The sequence below is a fragment of the Leptolyngbya sp. PCC 6406 genome, from assembly GCF_000332095.2.
GTDB lineage: Bacteria > Cyanobacteriota > Cyanobacteriia > Phormidesmidales > Phormidesmidaceae > PCC-6406.
The window spans coordinates 813850-834202 of the sequence record NZ_KI913949.1; the positions used below are offsets into that span (position 1 = coordinate 813850).

The window sequence follows — 20353 nt, forward strand, 5'->3', positions numbered from 1 at the left end:
AATGCCCTCAAAACCATGAATCTTTGCACCCATGGAAACCCTAGAATTCATCATCTACCCCGACGGTCGTGTGAAGGAAATGGTGACAGGTGTCGTAGGCCGCTCTTGTGAAGAGGTGACCGCTGCCATCGAAGCGAAACTGGGATCTGTTGTCAGCCGTGAAGCTACCGCCGACTATTACCAGCAGATCCAGCCCCTCGCCGCTGAAACCGCTGCTGAGGCGACGGTTTCCTATAGCAACTGGACTTAGTTGATGTTCATTAATACGGGATTAACATGTCACACTTTAGCCAGATTCGCACTAAAATTCGCGATTTAGCCTCTCTAGAGGCAGCTCTTTCCGATCTGGGCACAGAGTGGAAAGCTGGCCCCTGTGCTGTTCGGGGCTATCAAGGACAAGTTCAGACCGCCGCAGTGGTAATCGAGCAAGACAACGGTTATGACGTTGGCTTTCGATTGAATCCTGCTACCCAAGAGTATGAACTTGTCGCTGACCTTCAATATTGGCAACAGCCCCTCTCCGTAGATGGCTTCCTGAATCAGGTGAGTCAGCGTTATGCCCTCCACACCGTTATGGCCACTACAGCTCAACAGGGCTTCCAAATCGCCGAGCAGCAGACCACCGAAGATGGCGCAATTCGCCTGGTAGTCCAGCGCTGGGGCTCATAGACCTTTGTAGAGGGGCTCACAATGGCCCAGGACCTTGACCCGACCCAAGTTGAATCAACGCCGTCAGGACTAGAGCCTGAATTAGGCGGAGAGTTACGAGACCTCCCTAACCGCAGTGGCTTAGAGCCAGAACTGGGGGGTACCCTGCGTCAAAGGGGGGTCTACGTAGATGAGCTAACCTGTATTGGCTGCACTCACTGTGCCCACGTGGCTCGCAATACGTTTTACATTGAGCCAGATTATGGACGGGCTCGGGCAATTCGTCAGGATGGGGATCCCGAAGAGTTAGTGCAGGAAGCCATTGATACCTGTCCGGTGGACTGTATCCATTGGGTGGACTATACGGAACTACGGCGACTAGAGGCGGAACGAAAGCATCAAGTAATTCCTGTGGCCGGTTTCCCTGTGGATAAAACCATGGCGGCTGCCCGTCGCCGGCGTCAATTACGCCAGAGTCGCAAATCCTAGCGTTTCATTCAGGTTTCTGGTTTCCGATGGAGCGCTTTGCCCTAGGGCGTTTATGATTGCATGACCGCTTGGGGTGGAAAGGATTTGGGTGCGCCTTTGGCCCCCTTGGATCCTGCCCAAGTGGGTTGAATGTGCTGTTCTCCCTTGAGCTTGAACCAGATCCATGTCCCTGCCCCTTATTTTAGAAGTCGCGCTCGGGCTGATTTTTATCTACCTCACCCTGAGTCTCCTTGCCAGCGAAATCCAAGAGATTATGGGTGCCCTGTTACAGTGGCGGGCCGAACACCTCAAGCGTTCCATTGAGGTGTTGCTATCGGGCAATGAAACCGCAGAGGAAACCGATGCGACGGCCCTAGCCAATTATCTCTACAGCAGTCCCTTAATTCGCAGCCTTAATCAAGAGGCCACTGGCCCCATTGGCCGGGTCTTTCGGGTGTTTAACCATACCCTGGGTCGCCTATACCGCTTGTTGACCCGTACCCGCAACATTTTTGGCGAGGCGCACAGTGGCCCATCCTACATTCCGGCCCCAGCCTTTGCCCAAACCCTGTTGGAAAACCTGCAATTAGACTCCATTCGGACGCTAGTGGTGGATTCCCGGCTGAGGAGATTTATTGAAGAGCGGCTGATGTTACCAGTCAATCATATTGTTAATGATCTCCGTGCTAGTACAGCCAATGAGTTTTTACTCAACAGTGAAGTCCGTCAGTTAGAGCAGTCCTTAGGCCAGATTACCCAGGATTTTCAAGAACGGCGGACCAATCTGGCGGAAACTCTCGATCGCCTCCTAGAACGCTTGGAGGAGTTTCGGGTCATTGCCCAGGATGTTCTCCCCGACAACCATCACCTGACGGAAACCTTCATGCGGCGGCTGCAATATTTGAAGCGGAATGTGATCTACAGCGAGTTAGATCGCATCGCTCTTCTGCGGAAATTACAGCCTAGTTTGTCGGAGTTGATCACGGTACTGGACGACAACAGCGCGATCTACCAAGAGTTGCTGAACCTGGGGAAACGGGAAGGGGGGCTGGCGAAAGCGGTGCTCGACCGATTGAAAACGCAGCCTTTGCCCACCAGTGTCCGCAGCAGTTTGGAGATGATGGCTCAACAGGTTCAAACTCGGGTTACGGATCTCGAAGATGATGTCAGCCAACTTACTCAGGCGGTGGAGTCTTGGTTTGACCGGGCCATGGAACGGGCAGGCGGGGTCTATCGCCGCAATGCTAAAGCGGTAGGTCTCATCATTGGTTTTGGGATTGCGATCGCATTTAATGCCGACTCCATCCACATGGTAAATCGCCTTGCCACCGACCCCATCCTGCGTCAAGCCATCGCCCAGTCTGCGGAGCAGTTCTCCGCCAGTAGCCCCGACGCCTTGCCCGCAGAACTGGCGGAATTGAGAGCCACAATGGATAATGCCCTGGGAACAGTGCCGATTCCCCTGGGGTACCAGTCAGAGATTCTGGAGCAACAGGAGGCAGCAGAGGCGTTCTGGACATTTCCAATTCCCCGTCGGGTCTTGGGATGGTTGATCACCGCTGTCGCCATTTCCATGGGGGCAAGTTTCTGGTTTGATCTGCTCAAAAAGGTAGTGAGTGTCAAAGCCAGTGGGCGCGCACCGGAGTCTAAAAGCTAAAAAGCTAAAGCGCAGCGTAACGCTATAAAGGCGGTTAAAACCGCGCCTAGACAGCCACTAGCGCAGCATACCCCAAGGGTTATAACCCGCCAATTCTACGAACCGCTTCGCTAACGCGGGTTAGTCAGTCAGCGCAGGCCGACTTTGGTTGTATCGCAGCGGTTTTAACCACCGGGAGTCTAGCCTGGGCGACACTGGCAGGGCTACTTCCGCCAAGCAGTACTGTTGGTCATGGAGTACAACGATGCCATGAACTCTCATTGGTTTCAGCAAATTCGCCCACCGTTGGCTGGAGGGGCGATCGCTCTTTTGGGTCTGCTAGTAGGCTGTGAATCTGATGTGGTGACCAAGGATCAGTTGGCCGATGCCTACCTCACCGCCCCAAGTCATGGAACAGATCTTGGCACAGCAAGGGAGACCAAGGATCAGTTGGCTGATGCCTACCTCACCGCTCTCCAGACGGGAGACGTGGCCACGGCCCAGTCCCTATACTGCATTCCCAGCGCCTACCCAGATGCCGTATCGCCCTTTGATGACTACACCATCGTCATGATGGAGCCAGATATTAGTGTTCCGAATCAACCGACTATCAGCCGCACCGTATTGCAAGTGTCGCTGACGGGTTCAGCGGATGATTCTGAACGCCTACATCTAGGCATTTGGAATACCAACGATCTGTATCTTGTCATGCAGGCAGAAAACCTTGAATGGCGATCGCTGGGTGGCGAACCCATTTTTGATCAGCCACGGTCAGAATGGCGCGATGAAACGCTCTGCGTATTTGAGACCAGATCCTATGATCCCTATCTCCAAGTAGAGGTTGGTATGTCCCTGGATGAGGTTCGCGAGATTCTGCGAAGTCCTGGGGAGGTGGATGAATCCTCCGGTGGCATCCAGGTGATGCGGTGGCAGGTACCCAGCGGGGCATATTACGCCTACGTTGAGCTAGTGAATAATCGTGTTCAGGCAAAATGGTTGCGCTACTACGACTAGTGGGACACTGGTAGATCCTTTTCTGTCGCCCAGGACTAGGCAGAAGCGTCTGCTAGGGGCAGCCAAACAGCGAACAAGGTGCCGCGATCGCAGGCTCCCGACGGCAGAGGCAAACAGAGGGAACCAGGCCAAGTAGAGAGGGGGCTGTACACATCCACCCAGCCCCCCATGCGCTGCACCAATTCCTGCACAATTGCCAGTCCCAGCCCAGTCCCTGGGATTGTCCCCTGGGCCTGAATACCACGATATTGACGCTCAAATATACGGGGTTGATCCACAACAGGAATACCCGGTCCCGTATCCCCCACCAATAACCCCTGGTAGAAACGAGCAGCCCCGCCAGTATCGTGATTTCCCACAGGCGGCTTGACACCCGCCTCCACCCACACCAAAGACCCCACAGGGCAGTATTTGAAAGCATTTTCCAACAGGGTCATCACCACCTCCCGCAAAGCCATGGGATCGGCAGAAATCACCGCCAGATTTTCGGGGATCACCACCTGGAACTGGATCTGAGATTCCACCGCCAGAGTCGGGACAGAGGCCAAAAGGGCAGGCAGCAGGTTCCCCAGGAGGCAGGGCTGAATGGCTAGAGGCCCTCCGAACCCAGCCCTGGGTAACTCCGTCGAGTTAAAAGCGAGATCCCAGTCCCGATGTAGCGCCACCGAGGCTGCCGATCCCGAGTCAGCAGCAGGGGGAAGCAACGGCGGCAGGGTCACCGCCGTCAAGCGCGCATCCCGCCGTTGCAAAACCTGGTCAAAGTAGCCCAGCAGATCGGTCATGCGATCGCTCTCTCGCACAATCCCAGCGGCAAGAGGATGATTTTTATCACTGGGCTCCAGCCGCTTGGTCAAGAGCTTGCCAAAGGTTTTTAGCGCAGTGAGGGGATTACGAACCTGGTGCAGTAGGTCGTGTAACCGTTCCGACTGCTGGGCTTGATCTCGCCGATGCTCATGAAGTTGAGCCTGGATCCACTGCCCCCGTTGATCGAGCACACAGGCCAACGCCAGGGTATGGGCAACCCGTTCAAGTTGATGGCGTTCTGTCACTTTCCAGGGGCGATCACTACGCCAGCTTACCAACACCCCCATCACCAAACTCTCATGGACCAGGGGAATAACGACACGATCATCCCCGACATCTGCCCCCCTATCGTTACCCATCTCAGCACCATCAAGATCCTCTGATAGGGCTTCCCTAGCCTCTGTAGCCGATTCTGAAGATAGACTACCCCGCAAGGCCGACGACTCCATACCCGGCAATTCCGTCAGTGCCACCCCCTGAGCAGGCAGCATATGGGGCAACATCGCAGTAGCCGCCGTATCCGAGGGAGACCAAATTCCTTGGGCCGGATAGGTAGCCACGGGGATCAGTTCAGGCAAAGCTTGATCTCGCCAATTTTCCGCCAGATAGACCGCCGTTGAACTCGCGCCCAAACTCTGCCCCGTAAGCATGACTTGGGACTGACAGAGGGTGACAAATTCAGGACTAGCAGACATCAGCATGATCAAACCCTAGGCACGGCCATCAAAACCGTATTGATGACAAAGGAAGATGGGGACAGGATATAGGGCTATGATTACGAAACTTTATCGATCTTGACACCCCTGATCGGGGGCTTTTTCCAGCATTTATCCCTTTTTAGGGGATAAATGCGCTCTTTCCGGTTGTATCGGTAATTTTAAGACAAGTTGAAATTTTGATTTTCAGCGGATATACTTTGCTGGGTTAAGCAATTTTGTAACCACCACTACATTACAAGCTATATCAAATAAAAGGAGGTTGTCAGGTTGGCACGCAGACGCAAACGCAAGAGCCGTCGTCGCCTTGAAGGACGTCGCATTCTGGAGTGTGTCCCCCAGTATAGTATCGAGAGTGGGCAGGAAAAGCCCGTAACGGCTGCTCGGAACTTTATTCAGACTGAGGGCATCGCTCCGCCCGCCCTACTGCTAGTAAAGCGAAACGAGCACACCACTGATCGCTATTTTTGGGCCGAGAAAGGACTGTTTGGAGCCCAGTACGTGGAAGAGAACCATTTTCTCTTCCCGAGTTTACGAGCTCTTTTGACCGAGGAAGAGGAAGAAGTTGTGGGTCTAGCGAATAGCTAGTCCTGCCTACTGTGAATACCGTTCGACGGCAGCTTCAGAAGCAGAGTTACTCTAACTCTGCTTCTGTGCGTTTAAGCCCGAGCTGTGATTGAAGGGTAGCCATTTCATCACGATGGGCAGAGATCCATAAACGGGTTTCCGCTTCCAAGGCTGCATCCTCCAGGGCTGTCATCTGGAAAGACACGGTCTCTGGTCGCGTAGCCCCCCGCCAGTAAAAGAGACCGACCAAGGGAGAGAGTAAAACTAAGCCGGCAAATCCCCAGCCACCTTGGGGGAAGGTCAGGGCTAAGACAAGGGCAATGGAGCCCAAACCAATGGCTGCCAAGAGGGAGAGGAATGCCGCTAAGACCCAACTGGCCTGGACAATTCCAACTAGGCTAATGCGGCCCTGATCTGGATCTACCACCGTCACTTGGTAGGATCGGGCAGCAAAATACTGCTTAAGTTTCTCCAGTAAGACTGCCTGATCCCAGGGGGTCAAAAACTCAGCTTGTTCAGTGCGGTCCTTGGTGGAAGCCCGCAAAAAGAAACCTAACCCTACTGCCAGCAGTAGGGTTAAAAAGAAGATAGACGATAATACCGGATCCATACCTTGCCCCAGCACATGCTCTGTTGATGCTATCAGATGCTGGGATCCCCAGATGGAGGGTCAGGAATGGGTCATCAGGGCAGGTTGGGTGGTTGGGGTAGGAGAAGGGACACTAGCGGCTCCGCGATCTCCCATGTAATTCCGCCACAATTCCGCCAGTTCCTCTGCCTGCATCCGCCAATCAGAATTGAGGCGATACATACGACGGGGACGGCCCCGACCTTCTACCTTTTTCCAGTAGCCATCGATCGCGTTTTGATCCTCTAGGAATTTCAGGGCGCTATAGAGAACCGTATCGGAGAGACGATAGTCCGTGTAAACCTGGGTCAGTCTCTGAATCAGAGCTGTGCCGTAGGAATCCTGTTGTAACAAGACAGCCAGGACGTAGCAAACGGCCAGTTCTTTATTGAGATACATCGGAGGTGGATCTTCAAAGAACTGATAGATATCCTGGAATTTCATCGGATTTCTCCTAAATGAGGGGACGCCCTGTCGCTGCACCTGGACCTACAACCCATCTCTCGTTACGAGGGCTAGGGAAAGCCTTCGAGCTAGGATCATGATGGCAAGGCGGCAGGGATCAACACAAAGCGTCAGGGATCTGACTGTCTGCCCCTAAAACGGAGACTGTCCCGGTTAGCGCAGTGCTTTCGCCTGCCCTCCCAAGATATTTCCCCCGCTGGGTAGGTTAATTCTAAACACACCTGTTTCCGGTCTGATCAGTCAGCGGTCGGATAGTAACTATCTGCAAATTTTTTTAGACATTATTAAATTAAAGCGACCAGAGAAAATGGTGTAGATAGGCGCTGAAGCCGCTGTAAGTATCCATGGGTCAAGATGTTAGGGCAAATTTAGGTCTGAGAATAAAGATTGCGATTTATTACGTAACTTAGGCAGCTACTCCACTAGCGATTGTCACGGGGGAGAGGTTGTCCTGAGCCGGGAACCGGAGTCATCAGGGTTTGGGCCAGAATGCGGCCCTCGCGCACAGCCACCAGTTCCACACGGAACGGTCCCGCTGTATAGATGGGATTAGCGGCAATTGCCCAAATTTCCACCGGCTGGTTGATGGCCCGCAATACTTGAATGAAGTCGCGGAGGGTCTCTCCCCGGCCATCGGCAATTTGCAGGGTATCTGCCACTACCCCTTCCTGGCGAGCACGAAACTGAAGCGACGCCACCAGCAGGTTAATTTGCTCTACGAGCCCCTGGTTAGTGAGATTGGGAACATCCGCGTTGACCGCCGCCAGCCGCTCTCCTGGGGTATAGATCAGTCGATTGACTGACACATCGACAAAGACCTGCACACAAGGTTCATCCGCAGCAACCACACAGGGCTCGCCAATGATGTAATTGGCCGCAGATAGCAGACGGACCACGTATTCCTGGCGATCACTGATACGCAACACCAAGCGTTCTACCTCTTCTCGCGAGATTAGGAGAACCTGTCGGTTGATATCGGTGCCGGGAGCAATCTCCTGTAACGCTTTAAGGTTGGCATCCAGTAGCAGTTGATTCACGGCTTCCTGAGCCTCGCGGACATTGCCGACGCGCACAAGGCCAAATACGAGGGCTTCATTGCGGCTCACGGCTACATTGCCCCGAAAAAGCCCGGTAAACTGGCGCTCCAAGCGGGCCACATCCGCTTCTAATAGGTTCTGTTGTTCTTGGAGTTGACCAAGACGTTGTTGGCGCTCTGCAATTTCGCGATCACGCTGAGCAATCTGGGTATCCCGATCCGTCTGGAGACGACTAATTTCCCCCTGAAGGATGCTGGATTGTCGCGAAACTATATCCAGTTGGCGGCGCGTTTGGATAAGCTGATCCTTGGACTGCTCCAGGAGTTGCTGACGTTGCTCCAGTTGCTCCTGGGTATTTAGCAGTTCCTCCTCCGTTTCCTGTTGACGAGCCACCGCCCCTTGCAGAGATTCGTTAATGTCCCTCAATCGCCGTTGGGCCTGGGACTGCTGCCGTCGAGAATCACTGAGTTCAGCTTCAATCTGAGTTCGTTGGTCTTGGGCGGTGACCAAACTGGCCTCAGCCTGGACTAAATCAGCCTGAATTCGCTCTAGCTGAAACACCCCCGTGCGTAGCTGACGGCTGACGGCAAACAGTAAACCCAGAGTGGACGCGGAGATCAGGGTACCCGTCAGAACGCTGACAACGGTGGCCGTTTGGCGGGGGCGTAGGTTGAACAGGCTCAATCGCGCCTTACCCACCTTCATGCCAATGCGATCTCCGAGGGTGGCGATGGCCCCCCCCAAGACTAAGACTGCAAAAATCAGGACAAAGCCTGTGGTCATGCCACTACCTGTCGTTCTGAACCACTCTACTGCACTCCCCCAAGGTCAGCAGAATTAGGTTGCATTATTGGAAACCTAGTGCAGGGTCAAGTTTGATTTTTAGGGTTCCGTAGGGTGCATAGCGCTAAGGCATGGCTTCGCCTTTTATATCGCTTACGAAACGCGAAGCAATGCACCGCAGGATGGCCGCGCTATGGAATCCCAGATTTTAGAACCCAATGCAGGATGGCGGTTACGAAAGCAGTTCTGATCTCTTAGGGTAGGCATTGTCCGCCAGCCTTACGCCAGTGCTCTTCGATTCCAGCCCGCTCGACCCCAGACGCTTCGAATTAGGTAAACTGCTGGCTAAGGTTAACAGGGTCGTGAACCGTAATTTTTTTCTTATTGATGGAAATCATCCCGTCCTGACGCAGATCCCCTAGCAGACGGGTCACCGTGACTCGGGTAGAACCGATCGCCTCTGCGATCGCTTGGTGGGACAACTTCAAGTCAATCGTGATGCCATCAGCACTGGGCACGCCAAAGTCCCGACAGAGAATCAGCAAAAAGCTCACCAATCGCGATCCCATATCCCGATGGGCTAGGGTCTCAATCATCATCTCTGTTTGCAGAATCCGGGAAGATAACCCCTGCAACATCACCATAGACAGGGTGGGATTTTCCTCTAGTGCCTGCTCCACCTGGTCAATGGGCATGGACAGCAGTTCCACCGGGGTAAAAGCCACTGCATGGTAGAAGCGGTCAGAACGGTGACCTGTGATGAGAGATAACACTCCAAAGACGCTGTTTTCTCGCAGCAGAGCAACTGTAATTTCTTCACCTGCCTCATAGACTCGCGAAAGCTTAATTGCTCCCTTGAGCAAAAAGTAGACTCGCTCCGCCGGATCTCCTGGGAAGAAGATCGTTTTACCGCGCTCATAGGTTTCCACCACGGGCGGAAACGAGCCGCTGGCGAGTTGCCGAAATGCATTGGCTAAGGGTCTATCCTGGGTCACCACCATTCATCCACGCTTATATATTGCGCCTGGGGGCTGCGGGTGTACTGGAGAAGTCGCTCCAAGTATATCGACTCTACTTGGGAAGAGTCCCTAAACAGCTTTAGCCAAATCCATGGAACAACGCGCCTAAACCCTTACAGAAACTGGCATAGACCAATTAACGCGACTCCGCAGCCATTTTTTGTATCGGTTAATACATAGTAACGGCAAAGCTCTTGAGAAGTGGCGTGATTTCGACCATTTTTGCTACTTCTGGAGGATCTCTGTAGAGATACCCAGGCAGAGCCAGGGCACCAGAAACAGTCCTGCATTGGGCACGAAGCCCCGCACCTCTACGGCAGCATCCTGCATTGGGCGCGGAAACCGCGCCCCTACCCCATCCCGGTCACTTCCTGCATTGGGCGCGGAAACCACGCCCCTACCGCCCACCCCATCACCCTCACACCCCATCATCCTCACACCACTCAATCCCGACCAAAAAAGTCGGGATTGTTTGACGCTACAGAAAGGACCGTGTTAGTATCTCGTCAGCAATCGGGAAGGTAATGCTCTCCCTCCTCCTATTGGCGACTTAGGCCCTCAAAACCCATGACCCAGGCGATTGATCGAATCCAGCAAACCCAGACGGCCTCCGCTGAGAAGACCTTTACAGCGTTGCGATGTAAAGAATGCGGTGAAACCTACGATTTGGGTGCCAAGCATGTCTGTGAAGATGTGTGCTTTGGGCCTTTGGAAGTGGCCTACGATTACGACGCCATTCGTCGTCAGGTGACACGGGCCACTATTGAAGCGGGGCCGAAGTCCATCTGGCGCTACAAAGCTTTTCTGCCCGTTTCTACCGATAACCCCATTGATGTCGGTACGGGGATGACTCCCCTGGTGAAGTCCAATCGTCTAGCCCGTCGCCTGGGGCTAAAGTCTCTCTATATCAAGAATGATGCGGTGAATATGCCCACCTTGAGTTTCAAGGATCGGGTCGTTTCTGTGGCCTTGACCAAAGCCCAAGAACTGGGTTTCACTACGGTGTCCTGTGCCAGTACCGGAAACTTGGCTAACTCTACTGCCGCGATCGCAGCCCATGCCGGTCTCGATTGCTGTGTCTTCATCCCCTCTGACCTAGAGGCAGGCAAGGTCATGGGTACCCTGATCTATGCCCCAACCGTGATGGCAGTTAAGGGCAACTACGACCAAGTCAATCGCCTCTGCTCTGAAGTGGCCAACACCCACGGCTGGGGCTTTGTCAACATCAACCTGCGGCCCTACTACTCCGAGGGCTCTAAGACCTTAGGGTATGAAGTGGCAGAGCAACTGGGCTGGCAACTGCCCGACCATATCGTCGCCCCCTTGGCCTCCGGTTCCCTCTTCACCAAGATCCATAAGGGCTTCCAGGAATTCATCAAAGTGGGCTTGGTGGACGACAAACCCGTGCGCTTTAGTGGAGCCCAGGCCGAGGGCTGTTCCCCCATTGCCCAAGCTTTCAAAGAAGGTCGGGACTTTATTACCCCCGTCAAACCCAGCACCATTGCTAAATCCATCGCCATCGGTAACCCTGCCGATGGTGTCTATGCCCTAGATGTGGCCCGCAAGACTAATGGCAACATTGAGTCGGTCACCGATGCAGAAATTGTGGATGGCATCAAACTGCTGGCAGAGACCGAGGGTATTTTCACCGAAACTGCTGGCGGCACCACCATTGCGGTACTGAAGAAGCTGGTGGAAGCTGGCAAGATCAACCCCGATGAAACTACTGTCGTCTACATCACTGGCAATGGTCTCAAGACCCAAGAAGCCGTGCAGGGCTACGTGGGCGAGCCCCTCACCATTGAGCCCAATCTGGAGAACTTCGAGCGGGCTCTGGAGCGAGCCCGCACCCTAGAACGGCTGGATTGGCAGCAGGTTTCCGTCTAACAACTTAATTTGTCGATATACCGTCGATTCATCAATTCCCATGAGCGTTAAGGTTCTTATTCCTACTCCCCTGCAAAAGTTCACGAACAATCAGGCCACCATCGACTGTGACGGCGGCACTATCACCGATCTCCTGGCCGCTCTTGACCAGCAATACCCCGGCATCAAAAAGCGTCTCTGCGATGACGAGGGAGAACTACGGCGCTTTGTGAATTTCTATGTCAACAGTGAAGATATCCGCTTTCTCAACGGCAGACAGACCCCCCTACAGGATGGGGATGAGGTCAGTATTGTCCCTGCAGTAGCTGGGGGCTGAGCCGGGGCGTAACTTGTCCCTAGGGTCTTTGGGACCAATGGTTTGCTCCAAAAGACCCTACAAAAGGGAGCTGGATCGGGCTTACAGCCCCGTATTGCTACGAGATAGATAAAAATCCCCGCTACTCAGCTTTGAGTAGCGGGGATTTTTCGGGTCACGCAGGAACACAAGATTCCAGGGAAAAGCCTCGGCGGAGTCCAGGCATTCTAGACATCCTGAGAGTACTTCACACCGCGATAGGTGAGCTGTACTTGGCCATGGCTGCGGTTTTGGACAGCGGGGAAGTGATTGCGCTTGAAGGGAGCACCGCGATAGGTGCCAATTTCTTCAACTGCATCCGCTTCGAGGTGGGGAGGATTGGTTTCGTATTGATGGCCACGGTAGAAGAGTTTCATGGAAAGAGTCCTCCAAAGGAAAATGTGCTGTTGGCAAGGCTGAAACAGTTGAAGCGACCTGTAAAGCCCGACTAAACTGTGTCTATATATACAGTTTAATGTTTTTGATTGTGCCTTGCCGAAGATTGGGTAAATCATAAGTGTTTCTTTACAGTTGTGGGGTGATTGACAGTTTGGACTCTGCCCGTAGGATCGTCTTGGTCTCTTTGGGCCGGTTTCTGACCATTGCGCCCCAAGCTTCGGTATCAAGAGCCTCGGTATACTGAAGCCTGCATCTTTGCCAAGGCATTCCAGGAGATTAACGGTGGGCGATCGCATTTTGTTTTGGCATCGGCGGGATCTCCGACTCCACGATAATTTGGGGCTAGCCGCTGCCCGAGCAAGGTCACCACAGGTCACCGGAGTCTTTTGCCTAGATCCAGGCATCCTGCACCGGGATGATGTGGCCCCCGTTCGGGTCGCCTATCTAATGAACTGTCTGGCAGCATTGCAAGGCCGCTATGCTGCTGCTGGTGGAGAGTTGTTGATACTTCAGGGGTCGCCAGCCCAAGTTCTACCCAATCTGGCCCAGGTCATTGCTGTTACTGCCCTCTACTGGAATCGGGATGTGGAGCCCTATGCCCGCGATCGCGATACCCACGTGGCCGCCGCCTGCAAGGAGCAGGGCATTGAAATTAAAACGACCTTTTGGGATCAACTGCTCTGTGCGCCGGGGGCAGTCCTGACGGGGACTGGTTCCCCCTACACCGTCTATGGACCCTTTTGGCGCAACTGGTGCACCCAGGCGAAGGCACCGCCGGAACTCGAACCGACCAATTTCGAGGGTCTGTCTCCAGCGGAACGGGAACGGGCTAACGCCGCCGGAGCGATGCCCTTACCCAGTACTACTGACCTGGGGTTTAGCTGGGATCAACCCCTGCCCGTGGAACCGGGGGAAGGCGCAGCTCTCCAGCAGCTTGAGGCATTTTGTAGCCAAGACCAGGCCATTGGAGCCTACGATGAGCAGCGAAATTTCCCCTTTGCCCTCGGCACCTCTCGCCTCAGTGCCGCTTTGAAATTTGGTGTGATCGGCATTCGTACTGTCTGGGCCGCTGCTGCGGAAGCGATGGAGCGTTGCCGTAGCGACGAGACCCGCCAGAGCGTGACCACTTGGCAGCAAGAACTGGCATGGCGGGAGTTTTACCAACATGTCATGTATTTCTTTCCCCAGTTGGCTACAGGCCCCTATCGCCCCCAGTGGCAGAATTTTCCCTGGGTTAATGATGAAGCCCAGTTTCAAGCTTGGTGTGCAGGGCGCACGGGCTACCCCATCGTGGATGCTGCCATGCGTCAGCTCAACGAAACGGGCTGGATGCACAATCGCTGCCGTATGATTGTTGCCAGCTTCCTGACCAAAGACCTGATTATCGACTGGCGGTGGGGAGAGAAGTATTTCATGCAAACCTTGGTGGACGGCGATCTCTCCGCCAACAACGGTGGCTGGCAGTGGAGCGCCTCCAGTGGTATGGATCCTAAGCCCCTGCGAATTTTTAATCCCGCGAGTCAAGCCAAGAAATTCGACCCAGAAGCGGAATATATTCGCCAGTGGCTCCCGGAGATCCGTCACCTCGACACCGGAGAACTGGTCAGCGGCGTTCTCTCCCCTCTTTCCCGACAGCAGACGGGCTATCCTGCCCCCATCGTGGATCACAAGCGCCAACAGGCGTTGTTCAAGGAAAAGTACAAGGGGCAGAAGGGATGATGGGGAGTGGGGGTGTGGGGAGAGGATTATTTGCGATCGCGACCTATCTGAGCCTGTCGTTGCGCCATCGGTTCCCAGGTACCGGGACCAAACTCCCGCTCAAACTCCGCCATAATCCAGTCCCCCCGCTTTCCAATACGGCGGGCACTGCGATGGAGATACTCCAAAAACGCTTGTCGCTGTTCCCATGTGGAGCGGGAGCCAAAAATAGATCCTAAGCCCCACTCTCGTCGAGGTGATCGCCCCGTATGCTCAAAAAAATGATGATCTGCCAGCGTTAAAGCATAGCCACTCTTAAACACCCGCCGCCGATGACCATGGAAAATTTCGATTAGGGTCGGAATATCCTTAATCTGGTGGGCCTGGTCCCGAGAATAGATCTCCACCATGTCCTCCAGATTAAGGGGCCGCTCCGACACCCACTGGTGATTGCAGTCAGGACATTTCACAAAAAAGGCATAGACCATACGCCCGCATTGGGGACAGGCTTTCATCGGCGGTGGCTTACCACCACCGCTGCCCTCCTTCCGCATGGGCAGGTGATATTCCTCCACATCTTCAGGAAAGCCCAGGCGCTCCAGGTTCCCCGCCTGGTCCAAAATAATGCCGTACTGCTTACCCGTTTGCGGCGAAATCCGCATCACCCGCCCCACCTGCTGAAAATGTAGAGCGCTGGATTGGGTCGGGCGCAACAGTAGTCCCACCTCCACAGAAGGCTCATCAAAACCAATACTGATCACATTGCAGGAGGTGAGAACCAAAATTCGCTCCTCCCGCAAGTCCAGATACATGCGCTGGCGCTCCTTAATCGGAGTGCCGCCTTCGACGGTATCAGCGGCAATTCCCGCCTGCCGAAACGCCTCCGCCACATGGCGAGCATGATCAATGTCTACGCAGAACGCGATAGTCCGCTTCCCCCGCACTAAGCGCTGCCATTCCTGGACAATCCGAGCCACTAATTCAGGGCGATCGCAGGCATTTTTCAACCCCGCTTCGTCATAGTCCCCCCGCACCGTCTTGACTTCCTTGAGATCCGCCACCCCATCCGGCGGCATACTGAAATATTTCATCTGGGCCAAAAAGCCCATAGCCTGGAGGTCACTGGGCACCGGAGACGCCACCAGGGTATCCAAATGCTCCCCCAACTGATCCTTGCCCAGCCGTTCTGGAGTAGCCGTCATCGCCAGGTGGACCGCTTCCGGATGGGTTTTGTAGAGTACTGCCTTGCCAATTCGGCTAAACAGGGTGGTATGGGCCTCATCGTAGAAAATCACATCCGCAGGCCATGTCCGCCACCATTTGCGCTGGGCCATGGTTTGTACACTGGCAATTTGAATCGGAGCCGTTTGATCCTCCTCCCACCCTGCCTTAATAAAGCCACAATGGAGGCCAAACGCCTTCATCTTTTCGTGGGTTTGCCCCACCAACACATCCAGGTGAACCAGAAACATCAACCGCTTCCCCGACGCCTCCGCATGGGCACAGATCTGCCCACTAATGACGGTCTTGCCCGCCCCGGTGCCGGCAATGATGGCGATTTTTCGATGTCCGGCGTTGAGTTGACGATAGAGATCGTTGATCAACTCGACTTGGTAGGGGCGAAGCTGAGGAACTGGGGAACGGGCAGACATAGATCGGGCAATACGGGGAACGGGCAATACGGGGAACGGGCAATACGGGGAACGGGCAATAGGGGCAGAGGGATCGCGATCGCACTTCAATAATATATCGGTACTAAACCCATTCCCCTGGTCTACCCAGTGAGACTGGCCTCCCCCAGGAATGAGGTTCCCAGAATCCTCAGGGAAATCCAAAGTCCATCTTTAGCGTTGTCTCAGTCCTATGCTAGGCTAATCAATGTCAGTTTTTCTGACCTGGGTGGCTCAGTAGCTCAGTGGTAGAGCAGGGGACTCATAAGCCCTTGGTCGCGTGTTCAAATCACGCCTGAGCCATTATTTCCAATCCTTCTAAGTCCGACCCAACTGAGATTCTCCACAGTGGATGCAGTAGGGCAGATACTTATAAGTGGCCCTATGGCAGTGGGGACAATCCCGGTGCTGCTCATAGCCACAGTGGGGACAGTGAGCCTCACCGTGACGGATTTTCTTGGCGCAGCGAATGCAGCGAGAGTTTTGTACCCGATTTGCCGCCTGAACCCGAGGATTGAAAATAACCTGTTGGCAAAACTTGATAATTCCAAATCCCACCAGAGGAATTAGCAAGATATAGACATAGCTGACCAGAAACAGGAGTCCCCCCAACAGGGCACTGATGATTGAGAAAATCAGCTCAAATAAAACTCCCACCTGCAAGAATTCAAAGATTTTGAATACCAGCGGGATGAAGAAAATGGCCAACAGGTGCCAACTCATCAACGCCAGCAATCCATAACGTCGCCGATCGGCATAGCCATGGAGCGCCGTTGCCAACACAATCAACGGCAGCAAAAACGCCCCTTGCAGCGAAAGTTGAATGCTGGGATACCAAAAGGCTGCGCGATCGTAGCCCGCTTCGACCGCTTGAAATTGCCCCTCATCCTGAACAAAGGCAAGAAAAGCTTGACTAGTCGGCTGCTCTACCAACTCGCTGCGGAGGGCGGCCATCTCCTGTTGGAGTTGGGCAATGTTTTCTAGGTTACGGTCCAGGGTTTGCCTAGCCTGGGATGCATCTACCGTATTAATGGACTGATCACGGGGCTGTCCCGCCAACTCTTCCAAAAGCGTGGAGTCATATTCAGAGCGAATGGCACTATTGGCATTTTCAAGCTGAACAATTTCACCATATTTTTGGTCTAAGGTTCTAATGATTTGTTGATTTTCAGGAGTGGCAATTTGGTCCTGATATTCGGCATATTTAAGACAGGTTTCCGACACTTCTCCAAGGTGTCCAACCTCTAACTGAGTATGGTTTTCCTGAAAACCGGGCTGGATCGCCGCATCATAGGATGCGATGGGTCGGAGTAGATTATAGTCCTTGGCCGGGTCGGTCTGAGTGCGGTATTGGCTCCATTCGCTATAGCAGGGATAGGCTTGGGACGGACTCAGATGCCAAGCGCTGATGTCATGGAGCCCTGTAAATACATTGACCAATATGAAAATATCGATCAGGATGATCACTGTCAAACTAACCCGGTTTAGGGGTTCATTGTTGATGGTTCTAGCTCTTCTGAAAAAACGAGCTATATATCGACGCAATCGGTTCAACATATGGATGAAGTGGAAAGTGGTTTGAAAAGGAAAGAGAATCCAGAAAGGCTAGGGTGAATTAATTGAAGTGCCCCTAAGGGGATGCCTGAGAAGTCGAGTATGGGTGCTGAAACCCTTATTCTTTCGTCATGCGCCAGTGCTCATAACTCTGATTCTTTCGTAGGCAACCACCCTTTTCGGACACCCTCTAAGTAAGATAGCCCTGACTCTGATCTCCCTGATATACCTTGGAGTCAAAATATCGGGTGTCAGCCCTCAGTACACCAATCTCCAGCTCAGTGTGCTAGGGGCCGATTCACGGCTAGGATGGCTACGCCCCCTCTTCCCTGGAGGCACAGACATTCTGCTTCCCTACGGTGGACAAAGATAAACGGTGGGGCCATGCCTATCCCGACTGTCTGCCTTCGGCGGTCAAGATGGCTATCTTCCTGCTTTGGGTGGTCAAGGTGACCAACCCACGTTAGCGGTCAAGAATTGGCGGTGATCCACCTCTGGGAACAGCTTGTAGGGAAGCACTAAAGTCTGGTCTCAAGGGGCGGAAGGCTGGGTTCTTGAGGAGGGAAAGCCTTGGTATAGGTCAATTATGGACTACTATCTTGCTCTTATATGGAAATCCATTTAGATTAGCGGATAGCCATTTTTCGGGCTAAGGATGAGCGGATAGGGATCTGTTCAGTTTTTCTTATCTATAGGGCACAAAGCGAGGGTTCTAGGAGCAACACGTCGGCTAAATCTCCGATTCTCTGGTCAATTTAGGACAGGATCTTTGTCGGGAAACCAGCCAAACTGATTGAAGTTGTTTTGGGTGAAGAATAAATCCTTGCTCAGTCCTCATGGAATTTCGAGGGAGAGATGGGAGCTATTCTCTTTTTTTTGTTTTGTTAAGGGCGTCTCTCTCCGACAGTGATTTAGCTAGGCTGTAGTCCCACTCCCAGGCAAATCCAGGGTTTAAGACACCCTCTTGGATCTACAAGCCATAGTTCAGTAGCTGGGTATAAAAAATCGAGACATAGGTGGGATTGTTGTGGAATTAACGTAGCCATACCCGAGGGCTGTGCGCTCAGCACACAATTCAAGACTCCTTGATTAATTGCCTTGTATAGCGATTTTCCGTGAATTGTGAAAGTTAGTAGTGTAGGCGTCTCGCCTGCTCGTGCAGGATGCCCGTCCTGCCTTCAAGAATCAATTCGGATTGCTATAGCGCATTTCAAGAGGCTGAAACTCTTAAACTCACGTTTCTGCTTTCAGGTGAAGCTGGATCTTTTAAGGTGATCTTGATGAAGACTTACTCTGTAAAATCCATGCTAACTGGCTAGATTCTAAAGCCTATTCTTCACCTTCTAAGTCCTTCTTGCTTCAGAAATAAATCAACGACTCAGAAACAAAAACATGAATAGAAGCTGGTCTGTCGAAATCAGAAAAGTACTTTTGACCCATTCTCTTCTCATTTTCATTCCGACGGCATTACTGCTAGCGTTACAGTCTAACGGATATTCTATACAGGGTCTTCACCGTACTATTTCAACCCTCTACTTGATCAGTGCTTTCGTTTTGATTTTGGAGTCTACGGTAGCCCTGTTTCGTCGATTTTCGAGTCATCCTAAAAGGTTTTCCAAAGGGTTTATAGATCAGCAATGGGATGCCTTTAAGGTGGGCCTAGGGGTGGGTGGTGCTAGGATTCCTGCTCCCCTGCTTCCTTTGCCACGCTGCTCTTTTTTAGTGGTGGCTTATTTGCCCAACGAGCAAGATATTATCCTGGAAACCCTAATCCATATTTTGGAGCATATACATCGTCCTAAGGCAGGGCTAGAGGTGATTCTGGCCTATAATACGCCGATGGATCTACCCGTGGAGTCAGCGTTGCAAGCCCTAGCGCGACAGCATCCCGAGTTGCAGTTACTGCGGGTCAAGGACAGTCGTTCCAAGGCGGAAAACCTAAATGCAGCGTTGGAAATTGTGACGGGTGAGGTCACCTGTGTTCTAGATGCCGACCATCATCCCCCTGCGGACTGTTTCCTTCGGGCTTGGCATTGGTTAGGGCAGAATTATGATGTCGTCCAGGGGCGAAATGTGGTCCGTAATTATGATCATAATTGGCTGACGGAGACGATTGCGATCGAGTTTGAGAGCATTTATGGCATTAGCCATTCCGCCGTATCTTTTTTGACGGACACTAGCATTTTTGCGGGTTCCAATGGCTATTGGCGGACTACGGTCCTCCAGCAGGTTTGTTTTGACGCCCGCATGTTGACGGAGGATATTGATGCTACGCTACGCACTCTGTCGCGGGGCTATCGCATCCTTCACGATCGTAGTATTGTTACCTCCGAACTGGCTCCCACGGATCTCCTATCTTTTTGGTATCAGCGCAAACGATGGGCACAGGGTTGGATTGAGGTGAGCTTCAAATACCAACGCTTTATCTGGGGTTTCCCAAAATTTACGGTGTTGCAAAAGCTGTACTGGACCTGTTTACTCTACGGCTGTCAGTTCTATCCGATCATGGCTGTGCAAGTTTTTCCAGTTTTGCTGAGTGTGCTCCTATTTCAGGGGAGTTGGGCAGGCACCCATGATCCCTATCTGTGGTTTGTAACCTGCCTGGGGCTGTCGGCAATAGCCTATAAGAGTTGGGTAACTGCTCGGGTGGCGGCGTTGCAGTATCCGCTGCTGAGCCATATCAAGCATGCTCTGATGTTGATTCCCCTCATTACGCTAAAAAATGCGATCGCGATTGTTGGGCTATATGACTATCTGCGGGGCAACAATACTTGGTGGATCACCCCCCGGAGTCCGGCTTTAGGTTCCCGTCGGCGACTTGCCCGCCCAGTACCCGTTTCCACCGCCAAGTTGTAATGCCAAACGCCAAGCGAGTCTCGATGCTAGAGACGCTTCTGAGGAAGGGATAGGCCGGTTTGGTTCTGAATCGTGTCTGAATTGCTTCCGACAGAGGGAAGATGGTCGCTGCCAACTTCCCTCTGTGCCCCCAAATCGGCCCATCAGCCTGTTTTCCAACCCCTTCAGGT

General features: G+C 53.1%; 19 protein-coding genes and 1 tRNA gene. 11 read left to right on the forward strand and 9 right to left on the reverse strand.

Going from position 1 to position 20353, the window contains the following annotated elements:
- Positions 1-31 precede the first annotated feature (31 nt).
- From LEP6406_RS0203760 to LEP6406_RS0203780, 5 genes are all read left to right on the forward strand, one after another.
- Positions 32-250 carry a DUF2997 domain-containing protein gene (locus LEP6406_RS0203760; protein WP_008313812.1) on the forward strand — a complete coding sequence of 73 codons (219 nt, stop codon included), beginning with the start codon at positions 32-34 and terminating at the stop codon, positions 248-250.
- A gap of 26 nt (positions 251-276) precedes the next feature.
- Positions 277-669: a DUF1257 domain-containing protein gene (locus LEP6406_RS0203765; protein WP_008313808.1), complete on the forward strand. Its 393-nt coding sequence runs from the start codon at positions 277-279 to the stop codon at positions 667-669.
- Positions 670-690: 21 nt separating this feature from the next.
- Complete coding sequence (locus LEP6406_RS0203770; RefSeq protein WP_008313807.1) at positions 691-1137, forward strand: ferredoxin; 447 nt, start codon at positions 691-693, stop codon at positions 1135-1137.
- Between the two features lie 163 nt (positions 1138-1300).
- Positions 1301-2773: a hypothetical protein gene (locus tag LEP6406_RS0203775; protein WP_008313806.1), complete on the forward strand. Its 1473-nt coding sequence runs from the start codon at positions 1301-1303 to the stop codon at positions 2771-2773.
- Positions 2774-3022: 249 nt separating this feature from the next.
- Positions 3023-3766 (forward strand): hypothetical protein, encoded by a 744-nt coding sequence (locus tag LEP6406_RS0203780; protein WP_155834623.1) that lies wholly within the window; start codon positions 3023-3025, stop codon positions 3764-3766.
- Between the two features lie 35 nt (positions 3767-3801).
- Here the strand turns inward: LEP6406_RS0203780 and LEP6406_RS26480 are convergent, their stop codons facing one another.
- Positions 3802-5271: a sensor histidine kinase gene (locus LEP6406_RS26480; RefSeq protein ID WP_008313804.1), complete on the reverse strand. Its 1470-nt coding sequence runs from the start codon at positions 5269-5271 to the stop codon at positions 3802-3804.
- Positions 5272-5556: 285 nt separating this feature from the next.
- On the opposite strand from LEP6406_RS26480, the gene LEP6406_RS0203790 reads away from it, so the two are divergent.
- Positions 5557-5874 (forward strand): DUF3155 domain-containing protein, encoded by a 318-nt coding sequence (locus LEP6406_RS0203790; RefSeq protein WP_008313803.1) that lies wholly within the window; start codon positions 5557-5559, stop codon positions 5872-5874.
- A 46-nt stretch (positions 5875-5920) separates the two neighbouring features.
- Here the strand turns inward: LEP6406_RS0203790 and LEP6406_RS0203795 are convergent, their stop codons facing one another.
- The 5 genes from LEP6406_RS0203795 to LEP6406_RS32610 all read right to left on the reverse strand — a co-directional run bounded on the left by LEP6406_RS0203795 (position 5921) and on the right by LEP6406_RS32610 (position 10178).
- Positions 5921-6463, reverse strand: a complete 543-nt coding sequence (locus tag LEP6406_RS0203795) for a cofactor assembly of complex C subunit B (RefSeq protein ID WP_008313802.1) — start codon at positions 6461-6463, stop codon at positions 5921-5923.
- 60 nt (positions 6464-6523) lie between these two features.
- Complete coding sequence (locus LEP6406_RS0203800) at positions 6524-6925, reverse strand: PadR family transcriptional regulator (protein ID WP_008313801.1); 402 nt, start codon at positions 6923-6925, stop codon at positions 6524-6526.
- A gap of 443 nt (positions 6926-7368) precedes the next feature.
- Positions 7369-8766: a DUF3084 domain-containing protein gene (locus LEP6406_RS0203805; RefSeq protein ID WP_008313799.1), complete on the reverse strand. Its 1398-nt coding sequence runs from the start codon at positions 8764-8766 to the stop codon at positions 7369-7371.
- Between the two features lie 329 nt (positions 8767-9095).
- Positions 9096-9767 (reverse strand): global nitrogen regulator NtcA, encoded by a 672-nt coding sequence (ntcA, locus tag LEP6406_RS0203810; protein ID WP_008313797.1) that lies wholly within the window; start codon positions 9765-9767, stop codon positions 9096-9098.
- Between the two features lie 243 nt (positions 9768-10010).
- Positions 10011-10178, reverse strand: a complete 168-nt coding sequence (locus LEP6406_RS32610) for a hypothetical protein (RefSeq protein WP_155834624.1) — start codon at positions 10176-10178, stop codon at positions 10011-10013.
- Positions 10179-10352: 174 nt separating this feature from the next.
- Between LEP6406_RS32610 and thrC the strand changes: the two genes are divergently transcribed.
- On the forward strand, positions 10353-11672 hold the full coding sequence (gene thrC / locus LEP6406_RS0203820) for a threonine synthase (RefSeq protein WP_008313794.1): 1320 nt from the start codon (positions 10353-10355) through the stop codon (positions 11670-11672).
- Between the two features lie 40 nt (positions 11673-11712).
- Entirely contained in the window at positions 11713-11988 is a 276-nt protein-coding gene (locus LEP6406_RS0203825) for a ubiquitin-like small modifier protein 1 (RefSeq protein ID WP_008313792.1), read from the forward strand.
- 206 nt (positions 11989-12194) lie between these two features.
- Here the strand turns inward: LEP6406_RS0203825 and LEP6406_RS33295 are convergent, their stop codons facing one another.
- On the reverse strand, positions 12195-12383 hold the full coding sequence (locus LEP6406_RS33295; protein ID WP_008313791.1) for a DUF4278 domain-containing protein: 189 nt from the start codon (positions 12381-12383) through the stop codon (positions 12195-12197).
- Between the two features lie 304 nt (positions 12384-12687).
- Between LEP6406_RS33295 and LEP6406_RS0203835 the strand changes: the two genes are divergently transcribed.
- Entirely contained in the window at positions 12688-14124 is a 1437-nt protein-coding gene (locus LEP6406_RS0203835) for an FAD-binding domain-containing protein (protein ID WP_008313788.1), read from the forward strand.
- A gap of 26 nt (positions 14125-14150) precedes the next feature.
- Here the strand turns inward: LEP6406_RS0203835 and LEP6406_RS0203840 are convergent, their stop codons facing one another.
- On the reverse strand, positions 14151-15755 hold the full coding sequence (locus tag LEP6406_RS0203840; protein WP_008313781.1) for a DEAD/DEAH box helicase: 1605 nt from the start codon (positions 15753-15755) through the stop codon (positions 14151-14153).
- A 249-nt stretch (positions 15756-16004) separates the two neighbouring features.
- On the opposite strand from LEP6406_RS0203840, the gene LEP6406_RS0203845 reads away from it, so the two are divergent.
- Positions 16005-16076: transfer RNA gene (locus LEP6406_RS0203845), tRNA-Met, on the forward strand.
- A 15-nt stretch (positions 16077-16091) separates the two neighbouring features.
- Here LEP6406_RS0203845 and LEP6406_RS0203850 read toward each other — a convergent pair.
- Entirely contained in the window at positions 16092-17240 is a 1149-nt protein-coding gene (locus LEP6406_RS0203850) for a hypothetical protein (RefSeq protein ID WP_263971237.1), read from the reverse strand.
- 1479 nt (positions 17241-18719) lie between these two features.
- Between LEP6406_RS0203850 and LEP6406_RS0203855 the strand changes: the two genes are divergently transcribed.
- Complete coding sequence (locus LEP6406_RS0203855; protein WP_008313779.1) at positions 18720-20183, forward strand: glycosyltransferase family 2 protein; 1464 nt, start codon at positions 18720-18722, stop codon at positions 20181-20183.
- Positions 20184-20353: the final 170 nt, after the last annotated feature.

Excerpts from the sequence above, each read along its gene's own strand:
- LEP6406_RS0203780 (WP_155834623.1), top strand. The coding sequence starts at position 3,023 with ATGAACTCTCATTGGTTTCAGCAAATTCGCCCACCGTTGGCTGGAGGG.
- LEP6406_RS0203825 (WP_008313792.1), top strand. The coding sequence starts at position 11,713 with ATGAGCGTTAAGGTTCTTATTCCTACTCCCCTGCAAAAGTTCACGAAC.
- LEP6406_RS0203840 (WP_008313781.1), bottom strand. The coding sequence starts at position 15,755 with ATGTCTGCCCGTTCCCCAGTTCCTCAGCTTCGCCCCTACCAAGTCGAG.
- LEP6406_RS0203800 (WP_008313801.1), bottom strand. The coding sequence starts at position 6,925 with ATGAAATTCCAGGATATCTATCAGTTCTTTGAAGATCCACCTCCGATG.
- LEP6406_RS0203765 (WP_008313808.1), top strand. The coding sequence starts at position 277 with ATGTCACACTTTAGCCAGATTCGCACTAAAATTCGCGATTTAGCCTCT.
- LEP6406_RS0203760 (WP_008313812.1), top strand. The coding sequence starts at position 32 with ATGGAAACCCTAGAATTCATCATCTACCCCGACGGTCGTGTGAAGGAA.
- LEP6406_RS26480 (WP_008313804.1), bottom strand. The coding sequence starts at position 5,271 with ATGCTGATGTCTGCTAGTCCTGAATTTGTCACCCTCTGTCAGTCCCAA.
- LEP6406_RS0203770 (WP_008313807.1), top strand. The coding sequence starts at position 691 with ATGGCCCAGGACCTTGACCCGACCCAAGTTGAATCAACGCCGTCAGGA.
- LEP6406_RS0203805 (WP_008313799.1), bottom strand. The coding sequence starts at position 8,766 with ATGACCACAGGCTTTGTCCTGATTTTTGCAGTCTTAGTCTTGGGGGGG.
- LEP6406_RS0203855 (WP_008313779.1), top strand. The coding sequence starts at position 18,720 with ATGAATAGAAGCTGGTCTGTCGAAATCAGAAAAGTACTTTTGACCCAT.
- ntcA (WP_008313797.1), bottom strand. The coding sequence starts at position 9,767 with ATGGTGGTGACCCAGGATAGACCCTTAGCCAATGCATTTCGGCAACTC.
- LEP6406_RS0203795 (WP_008313802.1), bottom strand. The coding sequence starts at position 6,463 with ATGGATCCGGTATTATCGTCTATCTTCTTTTTAACCCTACTGCTGGCA.
- LEP6406_RS33295 (WP_008313791.1), bottom strand. The coding sequence starts at position 12,383 with ATGAAACTCTTCTACCGTGGCCATCAATACGAAACCAATCCTCCCCAC.
- LEP6406_RS0203775 (WP_008313806.1), top strand. The coding sequence starts at position 1,301 with ATGTCCCTGCCCCTTATTTTAGAAGTCGCGCTCGGGCTGATTTTTATC.
- thrC (WP_008313794.1), top strand. The coding sequence starts at position 10,353 with ATGACCCAGGCGATTGATCGAATCCAGCAAACCCAGACGGCCTCCGCT.